Source organism: Streptomyces sp. NPDC104814 (genome assembly GCF_055583185.1).
This window is the reverse complement of record NZ_JBVJOL010000001.1, coordinates 1,327,409-1,346,958: the sequence shown is the minus strand read 5'-3', so window position 1 is coordinate 1,346,958 and position 19,550 is coordinate 1,327,409. Positions and strand designations below refer to the sequence as shown.

At 73.4% G+C, this 19,550-nt stretch carries 19 protein-coding genes and 1 riboswitch; of the genes, 11 read left to right on the top strand and 8 right to left on the bottom strand.

Features of this window, described 5'->3' with window-relative positions; genetic code table 11:
• Positions 1-123: 123 nt before the first annotated feature.
• The 5 genes from ACZ64A_RS05705 (at position 124) to ACZ64A_RS05685 (ending at position 7,803) form a co-directional block, all read left to right on the top strand.
• The gene (locus ACZ64A_RS05705; RefSeq protein ID WP_469808413.1) at positions 124-699 is read left to right on the top strand and encodes an antibiotic biosynthesis monooxygenase; all 576 of its coding nucleotides are present in this window, start codon (positions 124-126) and stop codon (positions 697-699) included.
• Between the two features lie 59 nt (positions 700-758).
• Positions 759-3,305 (top strand): SpoIIE family protein phosphatase, encoded by a 2,547-nt coding sequence (locus ACZ64A_RS05700; protein ID WP_469808412.1) that lies wholly within the window; start codon positions 759-761, stop codon positions 3,303-3,305.
• Positions 3,306-3,392: 87 nt separating this feature from the next.
• Positions 3,393-4,169, top strand: a complete 777-nt coding sequence (locus ACZ64A_RS05695) for a TetR family transcriptional regulator (RefSeq protein WP_469808411.1) — start codon at positions 3,393-3,395, stop codon at positions 4,167-4,169.
• A 160-nt stretch (positions 4,170-4,329) separates the two neighbouring features.
• The gene (locus ACZ64A_RS05690) at positions 4,330-4,764 is read left to right on the top strand and encodes a Zn-ribbon domain-containing OB-fold protein (protein WP_469808409.1); all 435 of its coding nucleotides are present in this window, start codon (positions 4,330-4,332) and stop codon (positions 4,762-4,764) included.
• Between the two features lie 300 nt (positions 4,765-5,064).
• On the top strand, positions 5,065-7,803 hold the full coding sequence (locus ACZ64A_RS05685) for an alpha/beta hydrolase family protein (RefSeq protein ID WP_469809072.1): 2,739 nt from the start codon (positions 5,065-5,067) through the stop codon (positions 7,801-7,803).
• Positions 7,804-7,902: 99 nt separating this feature from the next.
• Here the strand turns inward: ACZ64A_RS05685 and ACZ64A_RS05680 are convergent, their stop codons facing one another.
• Positions 7,903-8,292: a PPOX class F420-dependent oxidoreductase gene (locus tag ACZ64A_RS05680; RefSeq protein ID WP_469808407.1), complete on the bottom strand. Its 390-nt coding sequence runs from the start codon at positions 8,290-8,292 to the stop codon at positions 7,903-7,905.
• Positions 8,293-8,620: 328 nt separating this feature from the next.
• Here ACZ64A_RS05680 and ACZ64A_RS05675 point away from each other — a divergent pair, with 328 nt between their 5' ends.
• Together ACZ64A_RS05675 and ACZ64A_RS05670 are read left to right on the top strand one after the other, a co-directional pair.
• Positions 8,621-9,421 (top strand): SAM-dependent methyltransferase, encoded by an 801-nt coding sequence (locus tag ACZ64A_RS05675; RefSeq protein ID WP_469808406.1) that lies wholly within the window; start codon positions 8,621-8,623, stop codon positions 9,419-9,421.
• 99 nt (positions 9,422-9,520) lie between these two features.
• Positions 9,521-10,876 (top strand): S1 family peptidase, encoded by a 1,356-nt coding sequence (locus ACZ64A_RS05670; RefSeq protein ID WP_469808405.1) that lies wholly within the window; start codon positions 9,521-9,523, stop codon positions 10,874-10,876.
• Between the two features lie 341 nt (positions 10,877-11,217).
• Here the strand turns inward: ACZ64A_RS05670 and ACZ64A_RS05665 are convergent, their stop codons facing one another.
• The 3 genes from ACZ64A_RS05665 to ACZ64A_RS05655 form a co-directional block, all read right to left on the bottom strand.
• Complete coding sequence (locus ACZ64A_RS05665; RefSeq protein ID WP_469808404.1) at positions 11,218-11,403, bottom strand: hypothetical protein; 186 nt, start codon at positions 11,401-11,403, stop codon at positions 11,218-11,220.
• A 129-nt stretch (positions 11,404-11,532) separates the two neighbouring features.
• Positions 11,533-12,231, bottom strand: a complete 699-nt coding sequence (locus tag ACZ64A_RS05660; RefSeq protein ID WP_469808403.1) for a L,D-transpeptidase family protein — start codon at positions 12,229-12,231, stop codon at positions 11,533-11,535.
• Between the two features lie 78 nt (positions 12,232-12,309).
• Positions 12,310-12,930 (bottom strand): maleylpyruvate isomerase family mycothiol-dependent enzyme, encoded by a 621-nt coding sequence (locus tag ACZ64A_RS05655; RefSeq protein ID WP_469808401.1) that lies wholly within the window; start codon positions 12,928-12,930, stop codon positions 12,310-12,312.
• Positions 12,931-13,000: 70 nt separating this feature from the next.
• Here ACZ64A_RS05655 and ACZ64A_RS05650 point away from each other — a divergent pair, with 70 nt between their 5' ends.
• Complete coding sequence (locus ACZ64A_RS05650; RefSeq protein WP_469808400.1) at positions 13,001-13,924, top strand: LysR family transcriptional regulator; 924 nt, start codon at positions 13,001-13,003, stop codon at positions 13,922-13,924.
• A gap of 71 nt (positions 13,925-13,995) precedes the next feature.
• The gene (locus tag ACZ64A_RS05645) at positions 13,996-14,538 is read left to right on the top strand and encodes a hypothetical protein (protein WP_469808399.1); all 543 of its coding nucleotides are present in this window, start codon (positions 13,996-13,998) and stop codon (positions 14,536-14,538) included.
• A 172-nt stretch (positions 14,539-14,710) separates the two neighbouring features.
• Here ACZ64A_RS05645 and ACZ64A_RS05640 read toward each other — a convergent pair whose 3' ends face one another.
• From ACZ64A_RS05640 to ACZ64A_RS05625, 4 genes are all read right to left on the bottom strand, one after another.
• Complete coding sequence (locus ACZ64A_RS05640) at positions 14,711-15,625, bottom strand: SDR family oxidoreductase (protein WP_469808398.1); 915 nt, start codon at positions 15,623-15,625, stop codon at positions 14,711-14,713.
• A 107-nt stretch (positions 15,626-15,732) separates the two neighbouring features.
• Positions 15,733-16,365 (bottom strand): MBL fold metallo-hydrolase, encoded by a 633-nt coding sequence (locus ACZ64A_RS05635; protein ID WP_469808396.1) that lies wholly within the window; start codon positions 16,363-16,365, stop codon positions 15,733-15,735.
• A complete protein-coding gene (locus tag ACZ64A_RS05630) occupies positions 16,362-17,450 on the bottom strand; it encodes an S-(hydroxymethyl)mycothiol dehydrogenase (protein ID WP_469808395.1) in 1,089 nt (362 codons plus the stop codon). Before ACZ64A_RS05630 ends, ACZ64A_RS05635 begins: the two co-directional genes overlap by 4 nt.
• A gap of 176 nt (positions 17,451-17,626) precedes the next feature.
• Positions 17,627-17,917 carry a hypothetical protein gene (locus ACZ64A_RS05625; RefSeq protein ID WP_469808393.1) on the bottom strand — a complete coding sequence of 97 codons (291 nt, stop codon included), beginning with the start codon at positions 17,915-17,917 and terminating at the stop codon, positions 17,627-17,629.
• A 176-nt stretch (positions 17,918-18,093) separates the two neighbouring features.
• On the opposite strand from ACZ64A_RS05625, the gene ACZ64A_RS05620 reads away from it, so the two are divergent.
• Complete coding sequence (locus ACZ64A_RS05620; protein ID WP_469808392.1) at positions 18,094-18,459, top strand: nuclear transport factor 2 family protein; 366 nt, start codon at positions 18,094-18,096, stop codon at positions 18,457-18,459.
• Positions 18,460-18,570: 111 nt separating this feature from the next.
• Positions 18,571-18,654, top strand: a riboswitch (ZMP/ZTP riboswitch).
• Positions 18,655-18,675: 21 nt separating this feature from the next.
• Complete coding sequence (locus tag ACZ64A_RS05615) at positions 18,676-19,530, top strand: bifunctional 5,10-methylenetetrahydrofolate dehydrogenase/5,10-methenyltetrahydrofolate cyclohydrolase (protein WP_469808391.1); 855 nt, start codon at positions 18,676-18,678, stop codon at positions 19,528-19,530.
• Positions 19,531-19,550: the final 20 nt, after the last annotated feature.

Genomic DNA, 19,550 nt, shown 5'->3' with positions numbered 1-19,550 from the left:
CCGCACGGCACCCCGGCACCGGTCCCGCCGGCGCCCCACGCCATCACGCGGAGGCGTGGGCGCATGACCGGGGGCAGGTGTGGGACACGGGGGGACCATGAGGATCCCGACCCACGAGCGGCGATGACCATGAGCAGCATGCAGGAGCGGCGTCCGGAACCCGTCACCACCGTGCTGACGTGGCGGGTGCGGCCCGGGCACGAGCAGGACTTCGAGGAGTGGACGCGGGGGATCTCCCACTGCGCCCGGGAGTTCCCCGGCAACGAGGGCGTCGCCTGGCTGCGGCCCGAGGACGGCGGGCACCGCTTCCACGCCGTGCTGCGCTTCAGCGACACCGACCGGCTCGGCGCCTGGCTGCGTTCCGACGAGCGCGCCGACTGGCACGAGCGGATCGAGGGCATCGCCACCGAGGTCAGCAGCGAGCGGCAGTCCACCACCGGCCTGGAGACCTGGTTCAGCCTGCCCGGCACCAGCGCGCAGTCCCCGCCCCGCTGGAAGATGGTGCTCACGACGTTCCTCGGTGCCTACCCCTTCACCCTGCTGATCCAGTGGCTGGTGACCCCGCGCAGCGCGGCCTGGCCCCTGCCGCTGCGCGCCGCCGTCTTCCCGGTGGTGCTGCTTCCGGTCCTGACCTATCTGGTGATGCCGCTGCTCAGCAGGGTGCTGCGGCTGTGGCTGTACCCCCCGCCGGACCGGTGAGGGTGATCAGCTCGCCCCAGACCGCGAGGGAAGCACCCCTCCTGTGCAATGCTCAAGGCGTGACGAGCGAACCGGCCTTTCCGGCGGAGTCCGGAAACGTGCCCGACCTGGCCGCGCTGAGCCGGGTCGTGGCCCGGCAGCGTGCCGAAATGGACCGACTGCACGACATGGCCGCGACCTCGGCGGTGCTGGAGCGGGCCAAGGGTGCTGTCATGGCGCTGACCGGCTGTTCCCCGGAGACGGCCTACGAGGAGCTGCTGTACCGGGCCAAGGCCGCCGAGCGCACCCTGCTCGAGGAGTGCTGGATCACGCTGGGCACGCTCGCGGCGCCGCCGGCACGCCCCTCACAGACCGGGCGGTCCGGCGCCGAAGCCGACCTCGCCGAGAGCGCGGAGGAGCCGCCGGAGCCGCGCGACGACGCCGCCGCGCAGGCCCGGCTCGGCCGTGCCCTGCTGCGCGTGCACAGCCCGCAGGGCCTCGCCGCGGTGCTGCTGCGGCAGCTGGGGCGCCGCGTGGACGCCACCGCGATCATGATCTACCAGCGGCCGCACACCGGCGGTCTGGAACTCATCGGGCAGGCCGGCCTCGACGAGCTCACCGCCACTCAGTGGCACCATGTGCCGCCGCTGCCCGGCGTGGCCGCACGGGACAGCCTGGAGGCGCAGCAGGAACAGTGGCTGGAGGACCTCGAGACGGCCCGCCGCAGTCACCTGCTCATCGGCGACCCTCCCGAGCGCTGGCCGGCCCGCGCCTGGCTGCCGGTGTGGGTCGGCGGCCGGGCGGACGTGGTGATCGGCGTCCTGTGCGGACGCGCCGGCCCGTTCACCGACGCCGACCGGGCCCATATGCGGGCGGTCGCGCGGCTGTGCGCCGGCCGGCTGCGGTCGCTGGACGCCCCGCGCGAACCCTCCGTGGACGCGGCCGCCGACATCGTCCAGGGCGTGTTCGAGACGCTGCCGGGCGCGGCGCTGCTGCTGACCCCGCTGCGCTCGGCGTCGGGCGAGGTCGAGGACTTCCGTATCGACGCCGCCACCCCGCACGCGGTCGACGCCGTCGGCCGTACCGGACGCGAGCTGGTCGGTCTGCGGCTGCTGGAGTACCGGCCGAGCGTGGCCGGTGAGCAGCTGTGGCAGGGCTGTCTGCGGGTGCTGGCCACCGGCGAACCCTACGAGGGTGAACCGCTCGCCCACCGCGTGGTGGCGGGCGGAGTCGCCGAACTGGTCACGTCCGCCCCGCGCGTGGCCCGCCTAGGCGCGGGGCTGGTCGTGAACTGGGTCCGGCACGACCCTTCCGACCGGCAGGAGCAGCGGCTGGCGGACGTGCAGCGGCTGGGCAACCTGGGCTGGGCCAACTGGAACCTGGTGACGCACGAGGCGACCTGGTCCGCGCAGACCTTCACCGTGCTCGGCCGGGACCCGGCGCGCGGACCGGTGCGGCTGGCCGAACTGCCCTCGCTGGCCGTGCCCGAGGACATGCCAGCGCTGGCCGGCGCGGTCGCGCAGCTGCTGCGGGACGGACAGCGCTTCGACGTGCCGTTCCGGGTGCGCACGGCCGACGGGATACGGCATCTGCGGGTGGTCGCCGAGGCGGTGGCCGACAGCAGCGGCGTCCCCGTCGAGGTGCACGGCTTCGTGCAGGACCTCTCCGCGCGGCGCAACGCCGAGCTCGCCCTGGTGGAGAGCGAGCGGGCGATGCTGACCCAGCACGGTGTGCTGCAGGCCGAGCGGGCCCTCGCCACCCGGCTGCAGCACGCCCTGCTCCCCCTGCCGCGCACCCCGGTCGATCTCGCCGGGCTGCGGGTCGAGATCGCGTATCTTCCCGCGCAGTCGGGGCTCAGCGTCGGCGGCGACTGGTTCAGCGCCATCGAACTGCCCGACGGTGACGCCTTGTTCGTCGTCGGCGACGTCGCCGGTCACGGGATCGACGCCGTGGCCACCATGGCGCAGCTGCGCTTCACCGCCAAGGGCATGATCAGCACGGGGTCGTCGCTGACCGGGGCACTCGCCCGGCTCAACCGGCTGCTGCTGCACTCCCGCGGTCCGCACGGCACCGCCACCCTGATCCTCGCCCGCTACCGGGCCGAGGGCCACCGTCTGGTGTGGGCGCAGGCCGGGCATCCGCCGCCGATGCTGCTGCGCGACGGCCGGGCGCACCCGCTGCGGCGGCCCGCGGGCATGCTGCTGGGGGCCACCGACACGCCGTACTACGAGGAGGCCGAGTGCCGACTGCGGCCGGGTGACCGGCTGGTGCTGTACACCGACGGGCTGGTCGAGCGGCCCGGGGAGTGCATCGACCTGGGGCTCGACCGGCTCGCGGCGGCACTCGAGACGCCGGCGCCGACCTCGTCGGGCACGCTCACGCCCTTGCTCGGCGCGCTGCTGGAGGGCGAACGGCGGGACGACGTGTGCGTACTCGACATCCAGCTCCCCGAAGACTCCGAGGTCCACGAAGACTCCCAGGTCCACGAAGACTCCCGGGTCCACGAAGGCTCCCGGGTCCACGACGACCGCCGGGGACCGGAGGGCTTCCGGGTCTCTGACGCCTTCCGGGTCTTCGAGGATTCCCGGCTGCCCGGCGGGCTGCGGGTGCCCGAAGAGTCCGACTGAGCCCGATCGGCAACGTGCACGGCACTCAGTACCCTGGGAGGAGGGTACTGAGTGCCAAGATGCCCTCCCAGGTGTTACGTTCCGTGCATGAGCTCCAGCGGTGCCGCCCCCGGGCGTGAGGACAAGGCGGAGGCAGGCACACGGCCGCCGATGCGAGAGGCGCTCGTCGCGGCGGCCTTCCGGCTCTTCCTCGAACGTGGTTACGAACAGACCACCGTGGACGACATCGTGACGCTGGCCGGCGTCGGACGGCGGTCGTTCTTCCGCTACTTCCCCTCCAAGGAGGACGTGGTCTTCCCCGACCACGAGCGCTGCCTGGCGGACATGACGGCGTTCCTCGCAGCGAGCACCGACGGTGACGAGCCGGTGCGCCGCGTGTGCGACGCGGCCCGGCTGGTGCTCCGGCTGTACGCGGAGAACCCCGCCTTCTCCGTCCAGCGCTACCGGCTCACCAAGCAGGTGCCCGGCCTGCGCGCCTATGAACTGTCGGTGGTGTGGCGCTACGAGCGGGCCCTCGCGCAGTATCTGCGCGACCGCTTCGCCGGCCGGCCGGACGGCATCCTGCGGGCGGACGTGATCGCGGCGGCCGTGGTGGCGGCGCACAACAACGCGCTGCGCTCATGGCTGCGCTCGGACGGGAAGGGTGACGCGAGCGCCACGGTGGACCACGCGCTCGGCTTGGTGCAGGAGGCCTTCGACGGGCAGGCCGGCCCCGGCGCCACCGAGCGGGACCGGTCCCGGGCCACCGACCGGATCCGGCCCGCCGCCGCGCAGGCCGAGGACGTGGTGGTCGTGGTCGCCCGGCGGGACGCCCCGCTGTGGCGGGTGGTGCAGGAGGTCGAGTCGGCCCTCGGGCGGCCGTAGCCGGGCCTTCGTTCCCTTTTCGTGGTACGCAGTACCTTTACGTGTGGCACTCAGTGCCATACGCTGAGGGCGTGCACGGTCCTCCGGTGAACCGGGCACACGCGTGTGCGGGCTGCCCCGCGCACGCCGGATTCCGGCCGAGTGCAGGGAGTTGAGCCGCGTGTACCACCACTCAGGAACCGCCGTGTCCCCGGTAGCCCGCTCCGCGACGGGCGTCCTCGACCACCCCCCGGCCGGCAGTCCCGGGACCGCCGAGGCCAGGGACGCCCTGCTCTTCCAGCGCTGCACCTGGTGCGGCACCGCCATGTTCCACCGGGTGCTGTGTCCGGTCTGCCGCGGCAGCGAGCTGCTCACGGAGCGCAGCGAGGGAGTCGGCACGGTCCGCCACTCCACGGTGGTGAACCGCAACTCCCCCTCCGCGCGCAACGTCTCCCTGGTCGAGATGGCGGAGGGATTCGTCGTGCGGGGCCGGGTGATGGGCCCGCCCATCGGCATCCACAGCGGTGACCGCGTACGGCTGTCCACCGCCAAGGACCCGGTGCGCGGCGAGCCGGTCTTCCAGCTCATCGACGAGCCCTACCGCGCCTGGACCTGACGGAGCGTCACCGGTACCCGGGGCGAGCCTCCTTCGACCTGACCGGGCGCCGGCTCACGGGCCGGCGAGCAGGCCCTTCGGCCAGGACGGCTCGCCCCGCACGACTCCGACGCCGTACGCGCGTACCGAGACCGCGCAGCCGTGCGAGGTTGACCTGATCCCGTCCCTCGCACAGACAACCCACAGACGACGCTCTCCGTCCTCCGAGGCGCGAGGGGCCCCCGGGACCGACGGGGTGCCCGCGCACGGGGTTGTAAGGAGAGACCATTGTCACCTGCCCGGTTGCCACTGGCCCGGCGCATGGGCATCGCCGCCACGGCGGTGCTCGCGATGACGGGGGCATCGCCACTGGCGGCACACGCCGCCGCACCCACGCGAGAGGCGCACGAGAACGCCCTCCCGCCCGGCTGGCGGATCACCGACGAGGGCGGCACACGCCACCTCGTCTGGCGTTCGGCACCCGCCATACCCATCGGCGACGCCCGCATGGAGTTCCACGCGGGCGGCAGACTGCTCGGCGTGCCCGCTCCGGCACGCGACGGCCACACCTTCCGGCTGGAGCTGGACGCGGCCGACGCCGCCCGCCTGACGGATCTTCAGGTATGGTCCGGCGGACGCCGCCTGGACGCCCCCGGCGACGACACGCGGCAGGGCCGCCGCGGTTCGCTCGCCGCCGTGCGACCACCGGCCCCGCTGCCCGCGGGCGCCGTCGATCCCGGCACGCCGGGCTCCTACCGCACGGCGACGGGCGAGTACGCGCTGCCCTCCGTGCGGCTGCCCGGCTTCAAGGCGCCGGTCGAGATGCGCGCCGTGGTCGTGGCACCGGCGGCCGCCCGCGGTCCGCGCCCGCTGGCCCTGTTCCTGCACGGCCGCCACGCCACCTGCTACAAGGGCGAGGAGGCGACCGGCGACTGGCCCTGCCCGGCCGGGACCAAACCCATCCCGAGCTACCGCGGCTATCTGCGCGACCAGCAACTGCTGGCCTCCCAGGGCTATGTGACCGTGTCGATCTCCGCGAACGGCATCAACGGCCAGGACTGGGAGGCCGAGGACGGCGGCGCGCAGGCCCGCTCCTCGCTGGTCCGGCAGCACCTCGCCCGCTGGGCCGACTGGGCCGCCCACCCGGGCGCGGCCCCGGCGGCGGTCCGCAAGGCGCCGAAGGCCGATCTGTCGAAGGTGCTGCTCGTCGGACACTCCCGCGGCGGTGAGGGCGTCAACCGCGCCGCGATGGACAGCCTCTACCCGCCGCCCGCCGCCCAGGACGGCTACCGCGGCCCGGTCCGCTGGCACGTGCGGGGCACGGTCCTGATCGGTCCGACGATCTTCGGCCAGAACCCGGTGCCCGACGTGCCCTCGGCCACCCTGCTGCCGGGCTGCGACGGTGACGTCTCCGACCTCCAGGGTGAGGTGTACGTCGACGGCACCCGCGGAGTCAGCCGCGGCCGCGCACTGCACAGCGCCGTCTACGTGACCGGTGCCAACCACAACTTCTTCAACACCGAGTGGACGCCCGGGAAGGCCCAGGCGCCCGCCGAGGACGACTTCTTCGACGACCCGGACCACAAGGACCCGGTGTGCTCGCCCGGCAGCCGCACCCGGCTGACCGCCGACCAGCAGCATCGGGCCGGATCGACCTACATCGCGGCGGCGGCACGGCTGTTCGTCGCCGGGGACGACCGCGTGCGCGAGCTGCTCGACGGCACCGGGCGGCGGGCGCCGTCCGCCGATCCCGCACGGGTGCTGACCCACGCGGTGGGCGCGGGCCGAGACACCGGGCTTCTGCCCGACGGCAAGGTGTCCGTGACCGGCGCTCGGCTGTGCTCGGCGGTGGACCCGAGGCCGGCCGTCGCCTGCCTGGGCGAGGACGCCCACGGCGCCTCGCCGCACTTCGCCCGGTGGGAGACCGGCCGGGAGACCGGTCGCCGCGCGGTGGCGCTGCGCTGGACGGCACCGGGGACCCCGGCCCGTGTACAGCCTGCCGCGCCGCTGTCCCTGACCGGTGCCCCGTCGCTGGCGCTGCGTGTCGTCGTGCCGCCGAACAGCAGGGGCACCCAGCTCGACGTCGCCGTCACCGACACCCGCGGCCGGCGGGCCGTCCTCGGCCGGGTCAGCGTCGACGGACTGCCCGGCAGCGACCGCACCGCCTCGTACTGGGCGCGCGAGCTGCGCGTCCCGCTCACGGCGGCGACCCGCGCCGGAGTCGACCTTCGGCAGGTCAAGTCCCTGGAACTGACTCCGCGTTCGCGTGCCGGGCAGGCCTGGCTGCTGGACGCCTGGGCCTGGCGCCCCGGCACTCCCGCGGTGCGGGAGGCCCCGCTCGCCCGGGTGGACCTCGGCCGGCTGTCGGTCAAGGAGGGCGACTCGGGCGTACGCACCTACCGGGTGCCGGTACGGGTGTCCGGGCACGGTGGCGGCCAGGTGCGGGTGTACGTCATGGACCCGGTCACCGGCGAGGCCCGGGACCGGCTGGTGACGGTGCGTCCGGGCCGCGACGACATCGCCGTGACCGTCCAGGTCAAGGGCAACAAGCGCTTCGCGTACGACGTGACGCACGACGTCGTGGTCAAGGCGGTGCACGGCACGGTCGTCGGATCGCACCGCGGCGGGGTCACCGCGCTGAACGACGACCCGATGCCGAAGGTCTCGGTGACCCCGGTGGCGGACCGGGTGACCGAGGGTCAGGCGCTGCGCTGGAAGGTGACGCTGTCGGAGCCCGCGGACACCGAGATCGGCGCGTCCTTCTCCGTGGTGCCGGTGACGGGCGGTCCCGAGCTGTCCACCAAGGACGTCGACCCGGCGTGGCTGCGGGACGCCTCCGGCGCCGAGCCCGACCCCGAGCGGCCTCTGTCGCAGGTGGAGTACCTCGGCGTGTGGGCGTCGGTGCCGGCGGGCACAACGAGCACGGAGGTGTCGGTGCCCACCGTCAAGGACACGGTGGCCGAGCCCGCCGAGTCCGTGCGCCTGGCGGTCACGGACGACTCGGGTGCGCCGCTGCCGGGCGGCCCGGTGCTGACCGGGACGGTCCTGGACGCGTCGTAGCCGACGACAGGCGCCCTGGCCGGCCGCGCGCGGTGCGGCCGGCCAGGGCTCACGGGTCACGGGCTCACGAGACGCTCCGCCCGACGGTTCCTCTCCGGCTCAGGGGTTCAGCGTCACGCGGATGCCCACGGTGCCGTCCCGGCCGCGCCGGATGCGGCTGCCGAGGAGGGTGAGGCGGCCGATGACGCGGTACTTGCGGGCGATCAGCTGCCGGTAACGGCCGGCGGTCGCCGCGTCCGTGATCTCGGCCGTGGCCGGGACCTGCTCCCCCGTCGGATTGCCGCGCACGTCGCACGGGCCGACCAGGACGTCGGCGCGGGCCCTGATCCGCTTGACCTTGTAGGAGTCGGCGACGGTCCACACCCCCAGGGCGTCGCCGTCGCGCACCACCCACACCGGGGTGGAGACGGGCGTGCCGTTCCTGCGGTAACTGGTCAGCAGCAGATAGCTGCCGGCGCCGAGCCGGTCCAGAGGCGTGTCGTCGTCCATGCCGGGCAGTGTAGGTCCGTTCCTCGTGCCACGGCCGGGTTGCGGCCTTCCGGCCGCACGGACGGCGGCAGCGGCGGCCGGGCCGGAGACGACGGCCGGGACGGTTCCCACCGCCATGGCCGCGCCCCGCGCGCCGGCGCCCCGTTGGTGCATCTGCAAGGGGCCCCTCCGGGGCCGGTCGGGGATCACTCGGGGGTCCCGGTACCGGATGCGGCGGAGCATCGCGGCCTGCGGGCCATCGAAATCGGCGGAGTGGCAGCGCGGCCGGATTCCGCCGTCTAGATTGCGTGCTGTCCCCGTATCGTCCCCGTTTCTCCAGGAGCCGGCCGTGACCGACAGCCCACGCGTGCGTATCGACACCTCCCAGCCGCACACGGCCCGCATCTGGAACTACTGGCTGGGCGGCGGCGACAACTACGACGTCGACCGCGCGGCCGGCGACCAGATCCGCCAACTGCACCCGGGCATCGGCGAGTACGCCCGCGAGGACCGGCTGTTCCTGGGCCGGGCCGTGCGGCATCTGGTCACCGAGGCGGGCATCCGGCAGTTCCTCGACATCGGCACCGGGCTGCCCACCGCGGAGAACACCCACCAGGTGGCCCAGCGGCACGCCCCGGACGCCCGGATCGTCTACGTCGACAACGACCCCCTGGTACTCGCCCACGCCCGGGCCCTGCTGTCCAGCACCCCCGAGGGCGTCACCGACTATCTCGACGAGGACCTGCGCAACGTCGACGCGATCCTCGAACACGCCGCCAAGACCCTGGACTTCACGCAGCCCATCGGACTGATGCTGCTCGGCGTGGTCATCTTCGTCGGCGACGAGGAGGACCCGTACGCGCTGGTGCGCCGACTGCTCGACGCGCTGCCGGCGGGCAGCCACCTGGTGCTGTCGCACACCGTCACCCACCCGGACATGCCGGACGTGGACGAGGCGGTGAAGTTCTGGAACGAGCACGGCACGCCGAAGCTCACCCAGCGCAGCCCGGAGGCCGTGGCCCGCTTCTTCGACGGTCTCGAGCTGCTGGAGCCGGGTGTGGTGTCGTGCTCGCGCTGGCGTCCCGACGCGACCGACGGGATCGAGCCGCCGGAGGTGGCGATGTTCGGCGGAGTGGGCCGCAAGCACTGAACACGCCCGGGCCCGGACCCGTATGGACAAGGGGCGCGCGCCGACCGGCGCGCCCCGCGGCCCGCCGGTCGCGCGTTCGGGGTTCGGGAGCCAGGCATCATGAGGCACGCACGACGACGGATCGTGAGGCGAGCGGCGCGGCTGGCCGCCGCCGGTGGGCTGCTGCTGGGCGGGGCCATGGTCACGCAGGCCGTCGCCAGTGAGCCGGCGGCCCCGCCCACGGCACCGCGCACGCTCGCCCAGCCGGCCGGGGACAGCGCGGCGGGGCTGGTGCGGCGCCTGGGACCGGGGCGTACGGCCGGCAGTTGGATCGGTGCCGACGGACGGCCGGTCGTCGCGGTCACCGACCGGGGTGCGGCGGACGAGGTGCGGCGCGCCGGAGCACAGGCGAAGCTGGTCGGACACAGCCTGGAGGAGCTGAAGTCGGCGGCGGGCGTGCTGCGTTCGGCCCCCCGCGTTCCGGGCACCGCGTGGGCGGTGGACTACCGCACCAACGAGGTCGTCGTGCGTGCCGACCATACGGTCTCGGCCACCGACTGGTCGCGGCTGTCCCAAGTCGCCCACCGTATCGGCCGTTTCGTGCGGATGGAGCGCACCAGCGGGACGTTCACGACCCGGCTCAACGGGGCGCAGCCGATCCTGTCGACGGGCGGGCGTTGCTCGGCGGGGTTCAACGTGACCGACGGGCGGGCCGACTTCATCCTCACCGCAGGGCACTGCGGACCGAAGGGTGCGGTGTGGTTCGCGGACGCCCGGGCCGCGCGTCAGGTCGGGCAGAGCGTCGCCTCCGACTTCCCCGGTTCCGACTTCTCCCTGGTGCGCTATGCGAGCGGCCGGGCGGGCGAGGCGGCCGACGTCGTCGCGATCGGCGGCGGCACGGGGGTGCGGATCACGGGCGCGGCGGATCCGGCGGTGGGGCAGCGGGTGTTCCGCAGCGGCAGCACCAGCGGCCTGCACGACGGGCAGGTGACCGGCCTGGACGCCACCGTGAACTACCCCGAGGGCACCGTCACCGGGCTGATCCAGACCGATGTGTGCGCCGAACCGGGCGACAGCGGTGGCCCGTTGTTCTCGGAAGGTGTCGCGCTCGGGGTGACCTCCGGCGGCAGCGGGGACTGCACTTCGGGCGGGACCACGTTCTTCCAGCCGGTGACGAAGGCGCTGCGCGCGCTGGGCGTGCGGCTGATCGTGTCGGCGCGGACCGCGCCGAGCAGCGGGCCCTCCTCCGTCGCCCCTTCGTCGACGCCCGGGGCCGCGTCGCCGGGATCGCCGACCCCGGTGGGCGGTGGGACGCAGGCCACGACACTGCTGTCCCGCCTGGTGGACACCCGCGCCGTCGGGCCGGGCCTGCTGGTGGTGGCGGGCAGCCTGGTGGCGCTGGTCGGAACCCGCTGGCTGCGGGAGGAACAGGACCGCAGGGCCTTTCGCCGGCACTACTCGACGATGTGGGGCTGACGTCCCGGTCGCCCCGGCTGCGGCCGCTGCCCGCACCGGACAGCGCGCCTCAGGCCGGATCGGTGGAGGTGGCGGAGGTGGCGGACATCACCCACGCGGCCGGTGCGTCGAGCAGCAGCCCGCCGACCTGGCCGAGGAAGGTCACGGCACGGAAAGGGGCACGCCGGGACAGCAGGCCGCCCGTGATGGGGGTATCCCCTGCTCGAGCGCAGCCGAGAGCCTCGGGGACGACGACGCCGTAGGCGAGAGCGGAGGTCAGAGCGAGAAGGCACCCACTCGGTCAGGGGTGCCCCAGGACGATGCCGGGATGCGCGGCGGGAGGCAGGAGAGGGCCAGGCGGACTAGGCCGCGTTGACCGGCCGGTGGGCCGCTGCGGCCCACTCCAGGACGAGGCGCTGGTACTCCTCGCGCTGCTCGCCGGTCAGTGTCCCGCCCGACCGGAGCCACAGGGCCCGGATCTCCTCGTTGACCTCCGCGGCCGATCGCTCGGAGACGGGTTCAACAGTGGTGGACATGCTGTGAAGCATACGGCGCTGTAGGTGAAGGCGCTGTGAGCGAGCTCGCACAAACGTGACATTCCGGACGTGTCAATGATCACGTCCGAACGGGGCAACGCGAGGGGGCGGCCATCCGGGCACCGCCCCCGGAGGCTGCCGTCAGGTTCCGGGCTTGCGGCCGTAGACGAAGACGTCGTCGCCGTTGCGCAGCAGTGACCAGTACTTCTTCGCGTCGGTCGTGGTCATGTTGACGCAGCCGTGCGAGCCCGGCGGGTTCCACATGCTCACGCCGACCGAGTGGAAGGCCTGGCCGCCGTCGAAGAACTGGCTGTACGGCATGGACACGTGGTAGAGGGTGGAGACGTGGTCGATGTCACGCCAGTAGATCTTCTTCAGGCCGGTACGGGTCTCGTAGCCGTCCCGGCCGGTGCGCACCGGGACGGGGCCGTAGACGAGCTTCTTGCCGTCCTGGATCCAGCTGAGCTGGAGCGTGAGGTCGACGCAGGCGATCCGGCCCTTGTTCACCGGGCACTTGCCTGACTTGTTGGGGTTCTTCCCGACGGCCTTCTGCCTGTTCATGAGGTCCATCACTCCCCAGGTGACGGACCCGGCGTAGCCGATGTTCGGCGTGATGCCGTGTCTGGTCTGGAAGGCCTGGATGGCCTTGCAGTCGGCGGACGACTGCCGGCCGTCCACCGGGCGGCCGAGGAACTTCTCGACCTGCTTCTGGTACGGGCCGGTGCTGGTGGTGCAACTCGACGCGGCCTGCGCCGGTGCGGCGCCCAGCGCCAGTGTGAGCGGCGCCACCAGTCCGGCGACGCCGAGGGCGACGGCTCCCCGACGGCCTATGTCCCTCATATCCGGTATCTCCCTTGGCTCTCCTGCGAATCTCTGCCAGGTAGACAGACCGGCGGGGGTGTTGGTTGCAGGGGCCGGTCAGGCTGTGACGAATCGGTGAACTTCCGGCCCGTCGAGCCGGACGGCGGGCAGCCGCCGTCCGAAGGCGACGAGCAGCAGATCCTGCGCGGCGCCGTGCAGCGGGCTGCCGCTGCCGTACGACCAGTCGAGGTCGTCGGCGACCAGGCGGACGCCGGTGAGGTCGGCGCCGAAGAAGCGGGCGCCGCGCGGGGAGACCGTGCCGAGGACGATGCGCAGCCGGTCCTCGGGGACACGGCGGTCGAGTCCGAGGGCGACGGTGACGTCCAGTCCGTGCACGACGTCGTGACCGAGCGCCGCGGCGCGCCCGCCCACCGGCGGCCCCCAGGGATGGCGGGCGTGCGTGCGCAGGAAGCCGGCGAGATCGGCGCCGGTGTGCGCGGCCGCGTCGCGGTGCGCCAGCCGGTCGGTCATACGGTGCAGGCTGCCGCGCGCGGCGAGCAGTTCCCGCAGGACGCGGGGACCGGAGTACCGGAACCCCATCGACATGTGGGCCACCACCTCCCGCACCCGCCAGCCCGCGCACAGGCTGGGCTGCTCCCACTGGTCCGGGGTGAGCGAGCCGAACAGGTCGGCGAGGTCGCGGCGTTCGGCGGCGATGGCGTCGTCTGTGGTCCCCATGCGTCCAGGATCTTGCCCGCCCGGCCATAAGTCCAAGAGACGTCTGCTCTGGCATCTAGCATGATCCGTTATGGAGTTGAGGCAGCTGCGCTACTTCGTGACCGTGGTGGAGGAGGGCGGCTTCACCCGGGCCGCCGAGCGGCTGCATCTGGCGCAGCCGGGGCTGAGCGCGCAGATCCGGCGACTGGAGCGGGAGCTCGGGCACCCTCTGCTGGACCGCTCCGGCCGCGCGGTGCGGGTGACGGAGGTCGGGGAGGCGGTACTGCCCTACGCACGGGCCGCGCTGGCGGCGGTGGACGGGGTGCGGCAGGCGGTGGAGGAGTTCACGGGGCTGCTGCGCGGCCGGGTCGCGATCGGGATGGTCCCGGGCACGCTCGGGCACCCGATGGATCTGATCGCACTGCTGGCCGCCTTCCACGAGGAGCATCCCCGGGTGGAGATCACGCTCACCGAGGACACCTCCGACCGGATGCTGGAGGCGGTGCGCCACGGCGGGCTGGACCTCGCGGTGGCGGGGCTCGCCGAGGAGGAGGCCCCACCGGGCGTCGGCCACCAGGTGGTCGTCGACGAACCGCTGAGCGCGGCCGTCGCCGCGGGCCACGAGCTGGCAACCGCCCATGGGGGCCCGGGCGCCCTGCCCGTCGCAGCGCTGCGCGGGCATCCGCTGATCACCCTGCCGCGCGGCACCGGGGTGCGCGGGGTGCTGGAGCGGCTGTGCGGCCAGGCCGGGTTCCGGCCGCGGGTCGCGTTCGAGGCGGCGACCCCACGGGCGCTGGTCGACCTGGCGGCGCGCGGACTCGGCGTGGCCGTCGTACCGGGGCGGCCCACGGGTGAGGGGCTGCGGGTGTGGCGGATCGACGATCCGCGGGCCCGCGGCCGGGTGGCACTGGCCTGGCGTTCGGACGGCCCGGTCTCCCCCGCGGCGCGCGCCCTGCTCGGGCGGCTGCGCGGGGCCGTGGCGCAGGCGAACCCGGAGGCCCCGACCGCAAACTGACGCACCGTCAGAGTGAGTCGGCTTCCGGCCTGCGTCGCGGTGCGGATCACGCGGACGGATACCGTGCCGCCATGTCGACGTTCATACAGCAACTCCCGGCCCTGCTGGGCGTGGTGATCGGTGCGTTCGGTTCCTATCTGGCGGTCGCGCGAGCGGACCGGGTGCGGTTCCGGCGGGAGCGGGCGGCACGGTGGGAGGAGCGGCGGCTGGCCGTGTACACGGACTGGGCGCGGGCGGTGAAGCAGTCGGTGACGCTGACCTACCGGGTCGCCGCCCACTTCGGCAACGACCCGCACCCGCACCCTCTGACGCCCGCGGAGGCGGAGCCGCTGCTGGCCGAGGCGGTGCTGGCCCGGGACCCGTCCGGGGAGGCCCTCCTCATGCTCGGCAGCAGCGCGGTGGTGGAGAAGGCACGCGCGTGGGTCGTCGTCGCGCTCGAGATGGAGGACTTCGTGCGCGCCGGGACCCGGGAGCCGGGGGCCTGGCAGCTCCTGCTCGACCGGCAGCGCGCCGGCCGCGAGGAGTTCTACGCGGCCGTGCGCGAGGACCTGGCACTCCCGCCGGGGCACCCGGCGCGCTGGGCGCTGCCGGGCGCGCCCACGGGCCGGCCATAGGGGGTGTCTCGTCGATCAGGCCGGATCAGGGAGCGGCGTCTGGTGCCGTGCATCGCAAGGCGGAGGAGGGAGCCGATGCGGAGCATCGGGGAGTGACGACAACGCGGCGAGGTGCGGTGCCAGGCGTCGCGAGCCCGGCGTGATCGGCGAGACACCCCCTAGGCCCGTGGGGTCAGCGGTAGCCGGTGGTGTCCGCCGGGCTGCCCGCGTCCTGCACCTCGGTCAGGTAGCGCCAGGCGTCCGGGCGGCTGCCGTCCAGGTCGGTGAAGCCGTACACCCGGGCCAGGCCGCCGCTGGACAGGGACCGGCCGTTGAAGCGGCCCACGTCCGGGTCGGCGGCCAGTGCGGCGACCGCACGCCCCACATAGCGCGGGGTCTCGGAGATCGCGAAGTGCGGCTCACGGGCGAGGGCGTCGCGCCAGTTGTCCTCGCGCACCCCGAAATGGTCGAGCATGATCTCCGAGCGCAGCCAGCCGGGGGTGAGGGCGACGGCGGTGGCGCCGCGCGGGCCGAGTTCATGGCCGAGGGAGAAGCCCATGCGCAGCACGGCCGCCTTGGCGAGGTCGTAGAAGAGGTTGTTGCGGTAGGTGTCGCGGTTGTATTCCGCGGTGCCGTCGGTCATCTCGACGACCAGGCCGCCGGGCTTGCGCAGCAGCAGCGGCAGGGCGTGGTGGCTGGTGACGAGGTGGGTCTCCACGGCGAGCCGCAGCAGCCGCAGCCCGTTGCCGAGGTCGTGCTCCCAGACGGGCGTGTTCCACTCGAAGAGTCTCTCGCCGCCCCAGATGTCGTTGACGAGCACGTCGAGGCGGCCCTGCTCGTCGTCGATGCGCTCGACCACGGCGCGCACCTGTGCGGGATCCAGATGGTCGGCGGGTACGGCGATGCCCTTGCCGCCCGCCTCGGTGACCAGGCCGGCGGTGTCCTCGATGGTCTCGGGGCGGTCGTACTCGGAGCGCCGGGCGCGCGTGCTGCGGCCGGTGACGTACACGGTGGCGCCGGCCGCGCCGAGCTCGATCGCGATGCCGCGGCCCGCGCCGCGTGTCGCCCCGGCGACGAGCGCCACCTTGCCGTCCAGCGGACGTGACATGTCCGGCCTTCCTTTCCCTGGGTGTGGTGTCATCCCCGAGGGTGCCGTGGAAGCCGGACATCTCCTGTCAGGTTTTACGGCCCGTCACCCGCCCGGCCCGCCGCCGTTCAGTGCCCCCGGTCGATCCACTCCTGCAGGTGGGGTGCCTCGGCGCCGATCGTGGTGGCGTCGCCGTGCCCGGTGAGCACCTTGGTCTCCGGCGGCAGCGTCAGCAGACGGTCACGCAGGGAGGTGATGATCGTCGGGAAGTGGGAGTAGGAGCGGCCGGTCGCGCCGGGGCCGCCCTGGAAGAGCGTGTCGCCGGTGAAGACGGCGCCGAGGCCGGGGTCGTACAGGCAGACGGCGCCCGGCGCGTGCCCCGGGGTGTGCAGCACGGTCAGATCGGTGCCCGCGGCCTCGATGACCTGCCCGTCGACCAGATGGGCGTCGGGGTCGCGGTCGGGGTGGGTGAGCTTCCACAGCGGCAGGTCGTCGGGGTGGAGCCAGATCACGGCACCGGTGCGGTCGGCGAGTTCCGGCGCGGCGTTCACATGGTCGTTGTGGGCGTGGGTGCACACGATCGCGGTGAGGCGGCGGTCGCCGACGGCCGCCACGATGGCGTCGGCGTCGTGCGCGGCGTCGATGACGATCACCTCGTGATCGTCGCCGACGACCCACACGTTGTTCTCGACGTCCCAGGTGCCGCCGTCGAGGGTGAACTGCCCCGACGTGACGAGGCGTTCGATGCGGGCGGTGGTCACAGCGTCACCACCGAGCGCAGCACGTCGCCGTGGTGCATCCGCTCGAACGCCTTCTCCACCTCGTCCAGTCGGATGGTCTCGGTGACGAACGCGTCCAGCGGCAGCCGCCCTTGCAGATGCAGGTCGATCAGCATCGGGAAGTCACGGGAGGGCAGGCAGTCGCCGTACCAGGACGACTTCAGCGCCCCGCCGCGGCCGAAGACGTCGAGCAGCGGCAGTTCGAGTTTCATCTCGGGCGTGGGCACCCCGACGAGCACCACGGTTCCGGCGAGGTCACGGGCGTAGAACGCCTGGGTGTACGTCTCGGGGCGGCCGACGGCCTCGATGACGACGTCGGCGCCGAAACCGCCGGTGAGTTCGCGGACGGCCTCGACCGGGTCGGTGTCCTTGGAGTTCACGGTGTGGGTGGCGCCCAGGGTGCGGGCGGTGGCCAGCTTGCGGTCGTCGATGTCGACGGCGATGATCCGCCCCGCTCCGGCCAGGCGCGCGCCGGCGATCGCCGCACCGCCGACCCCGCCGCAGCCGATGACGGCGACCGAGTCGCCTCGGGTGACCCCGCCGGTGTTGATCGCCGCGCCGATGCCGGCCATCACCCCGCAGCCGAGCAGCCCGGCGACGGCCGGCGAGGCGGCCGGGTCGACCTTGGTGCACTGGCCGGCGGCGACGAGGGTCTTCTCGGCGAACGCGCCGATGCCCAGCGCCGGGGAGAGCTCCCGGCCGGTGGCCGCGAGGGTCATCTTCTGCGTGGCGTTGTGCGTGGCGAAGCAGTACCAGGGCCGGCCGCGCAGACACGCGCGGCACTGTCCGCACACCGCACGCCAGTTGAGGACGACGAAGTCACCGGGCGCCACGTCGGTGACGCCGTCCCCTACGGACTCGACGACACCGGCCGCCTCGTGCCCGAGCAAAAACGGGAAGTCGTCGCTGATACCGCCCTGCTTGTAGTGCAGGTCGGTGTGGCAGACCCCGCAGGCCTGGACGCGGACCACTGCCTCCCCGGGCCCGGGATCGGGCACGACGATCGTCTCGATGCGCACCGGCTCGTCCCTGCCCGGTGCGATCACGCCGCGTACTTCCTGCGCCATGCTGCTCCATCCTTCCCTCGACGGGGCATCCGTCCCGGTTCCGACCCTACGCGTGATCAAGCGCCGGAGGGCCGAGGACGGGACAGAGCGTGGAGTGCGGGCCGAGGGGGGTCAGAGGGTCGTACATACCGAGGGGCCGCCTCGGCGGGCGGCCCCTCGGGGTGGTGTGCGGGGTCTCAGCCGACGGGGAGCAGGCTGGTGACCGGGGCGACGAGGTCGGTGAGCTGGTGGAGCTCGTTCAGCTTGTTGAGGTCGTTCGCCTGGTTCAGCGAGGACAGCTGCTGGGAGACGGTGGGAACCTCGTCCTTGTGCTCGGCGGGGATGTCGCTGGTGGCGAGCGAGTCGAGCACGGCGACCGGGTTCAGCTGGTCCGAGCCCAGGACGCCGGCGTTCGCCGCGGGGGCGGTGATACCGGCGATCCCGGCGGCGAGTGCGGCGGCGGCGACGATACGGCGAGTGGAGATCATGCCTACAGCAACGGCGGTGGCGGCCCGGTGGACACGGGCACGCGGGCCGGCTCACCCGTCAGGCGGAGTGAGCGGACTGCGCTTGCCGAGCCCGACGGGGCGGAGGAGCCTTTGGGGTAGGCCACGTGCGGCCCGTTCCCCTCGCTGTCGGGCCGCGGCCGGGCAAGGAGGTCACCATGGGCACCACGGCACACACCGGCTTCGACACGGAGACTCTGCGCAGGGGCATCGAGGACCGCACCGCCGACGCGCTGCTGTCCTTGTACGCGGACGACGCGGAGATCCGTCTCGTGAACCGCAACGCTCAGCCCAGCAACCCGGCGGTGCTGCACGGCCGGGACGCGATCCGCGAGATGCTCGAGGACGTCTGCAGCCGCGACATGACGCACAAGCTGGAGCAGTGCGTGGTCCAGGGCGACCGCGCGGCTTACTGCGAGTCCTGCGAGTACCCGGACGGCACCCGGGTGCTGTCCGAGTCGATGATCACGCTGACCGACGGCAAGATCTCGGAACAGATCATGGTCGAGGCGTGGGACGAGTGACGAGCGACGAGACGGAGGGCCAGGTCCAGGTCGGCCACGGCTGACCTGGACCTTCTTCGTCTTCTTCGCACGGGACGGGGGCAGGGACGGCGGACGGGCTCGGTTACCCTGGTCGCGGGCCGTGACTGGCGCTGAGGTGGAGCACCACCGGGGAGCGGCCCCATGGAGTCGATGCCGTGCGCCTGGGCGATGCCGTACCCGCTCAGGAGTTGCATCATGACCCAGGCCCGTCTCATGGACGGCACCGCGCTCGCCCGTCGCACCGTCGAGGAGACCGCCCGGCGCGCCGCCGACCTCACCGGGCGCACCGGGACGAAGCCCTGCCTCGCCACGGTGCTCGTCGGCGAGGACCCCGCCTCCGTCACCTATGTGCGCATGAAGCAGAACCGCTGCCGCAAGGCCGGCATCGACTCGCGGCATGTGGCGCTGCCCGCGTCCGTCACGACCGAGGAGCTGGTGGCGACGGTCCGGGCGCTGTCCGCCGACCCGTCCGTGCACGGAATCCTGCTCCAGCACCCGGTGGGCGACCACGTCGACGAGCGCGCCGCGTTCGAGGCGATCGCGCCGGAGAAGGACGTCGACGGTGTCACCTTCGCGTCCTTCGCGACCATGAGCTTCGGCCTTCCCGGCTTCGTGTCGTGCACACCGGGCGGGATCATGCGCCTCCTCGACGCGTACGGCGTCGACCCGTCGGGCAAGCGGGCGGTCGTCGTCGGCCGCAGCGCGATCCTCGGCAAGCCGGCCGGGATGCTGCTGCTGGCCCGTGACGCCACCGTCACCTACTGCCACTCGCGTACCCCGGATGTGTCGGCGGCCGTGCGGGAGGCGGACATCGTCGTCGCCGCCGTGGGCCGGCCCCGGCTGATCCGCGGGCAGGACCTCAAGCCGGGCGCGGTGGTGATCGACGCGGGCTACAACGAGGGCAACGTCGGGGACGTCGACTTCGACTCGGCGGTGGAGCGTGCCTCGCTGATCACCCCCGTGCCGGGCGGGGTCGGCCCGATGACCATCGCCACGCTGCTGGAGCAGACGGTGGACGCGGCGGCCCGGCAGCTCGGGACGACGGTGTGATCCCGTAGCGCCGAAGTGGC

What these genes read in the sequence shown, in the direction of transcription:
- ACZ64A_RS05705 (WP_469808413.1), top strand. Translation starts at nt 124, where the DNA reads ATGACCATGAGCAGCATGCAGGAGCGGCGTCCGGAACCCGTCACCACC.
- ACZ64A_RS05695 (WP_469808411.1), top strand. Translation starts at nt 3,393, where the DNA reads ATGAGCTCCAGCGGTGCCGCCCCCGGGCGTGAGGACAAGGCGGAGGCA.
- ACZ64A_RS05685 (WP_469809072.1), top strand. Translation starts at nt 5,065, where the DNA reads ATGGGCATCGCCGCCACGGCGGTGCTCGCGATGACGGGGGCATCGCCA.
- ACZ64A_RS05680 (WP_469808407.1), bottom strand. Translation starts at nt 8,292, where the DNA reads ATGGACGACGACACGCCTCTGGACCGGCTCGGCGCCGGCAGCTATCTG.
- ACZ64A_RS05670 (WP_469808405.1), top strand. Translation starts at nt 9,521, where the DNA reads ATGAGGCACGCACGACGACGGATCGTGAGGCGAGCGGCGCGGCTGGCC.
- ACZ64A_RS05665 (WP_469808404.1), bottom strand. Translation starts at nt 11,403, where the DNA reads ATGCTTCACAGCATGTCCACCACTGTTGAACCCGTCTCCGAGCGATCG.
- ACZ64A_RS05660 (WP_469808403.1), bottom strand. Translation starts at nt 12,231, where the DNA reads ATGAGGGACATAGGCCGTCGGGGAGCCGTCGCCCTCGGCGTCGCCGGA.
- ACZ64A_RS05655 (WP_469808401.1), bottom strand. Translation starts at nt 12,930, where the DNA reads ATGGGGACCACAGACGACGCCATCGCCGCCGAACGCCGCGACCTCGCC.
- ACZ64A_RS05650 (WP_469808400.1), top strand. Translation starts at nt 13,001, where the DNA reads ATGGAGTTGAGGCAGCTGCGCTACTTCGTGACCGTGGTGGAGGAGGGC.
- ACZ64A_RS05645 (WP_469808399.1), top strand. Translation starts at nt 13,996, where the DNA reads ATGTCGACGTTCATACAGCAACTCCCGGCCCTGCTGGGCGTGGTGATC.
- ACZ64A_RS05640 (WP_469808398.1), bottom strand. Translation starts at nt 15,625, where the DNA reads ATGTCACGTCCGCTGGACGGCAAGGTGGCGCTCGTCGCCGGGGCGACA.
- ACZ64A_RS05630 (WP_469808395.1), bottom strand. Translation starts at nt 17,450, where the DNA reads ATGGCGCAGGAAGTACGCGGCGTGATCGCACCGGGCAGGGACGAGCCG.
- ACZ64A_RS05625 (WP_469808393.1), bottom strand. Translation starts at nt 17,917, where the DNA reads ATGATCTCCACTCGCCGTATCGTCGCCGCCGCCGCACTCGCCGCCGGG.
- ACZ64A_RS05620 (WP_469808392.1), top strand. Translation starts at nt 18,094, where the DNA reads ATGGGCACCACGGCACACACCGGCTTCGACACGGAGACTCTGCGCAGG.
- ACZ64A_RS05615 (WP_469808391.1), top strand. Translation starts at nt 18,676, where the DNA reads ATGACCCAGGCCCGTCTCATGGACGGCACCGCGCTCGCCCGTCGCACC.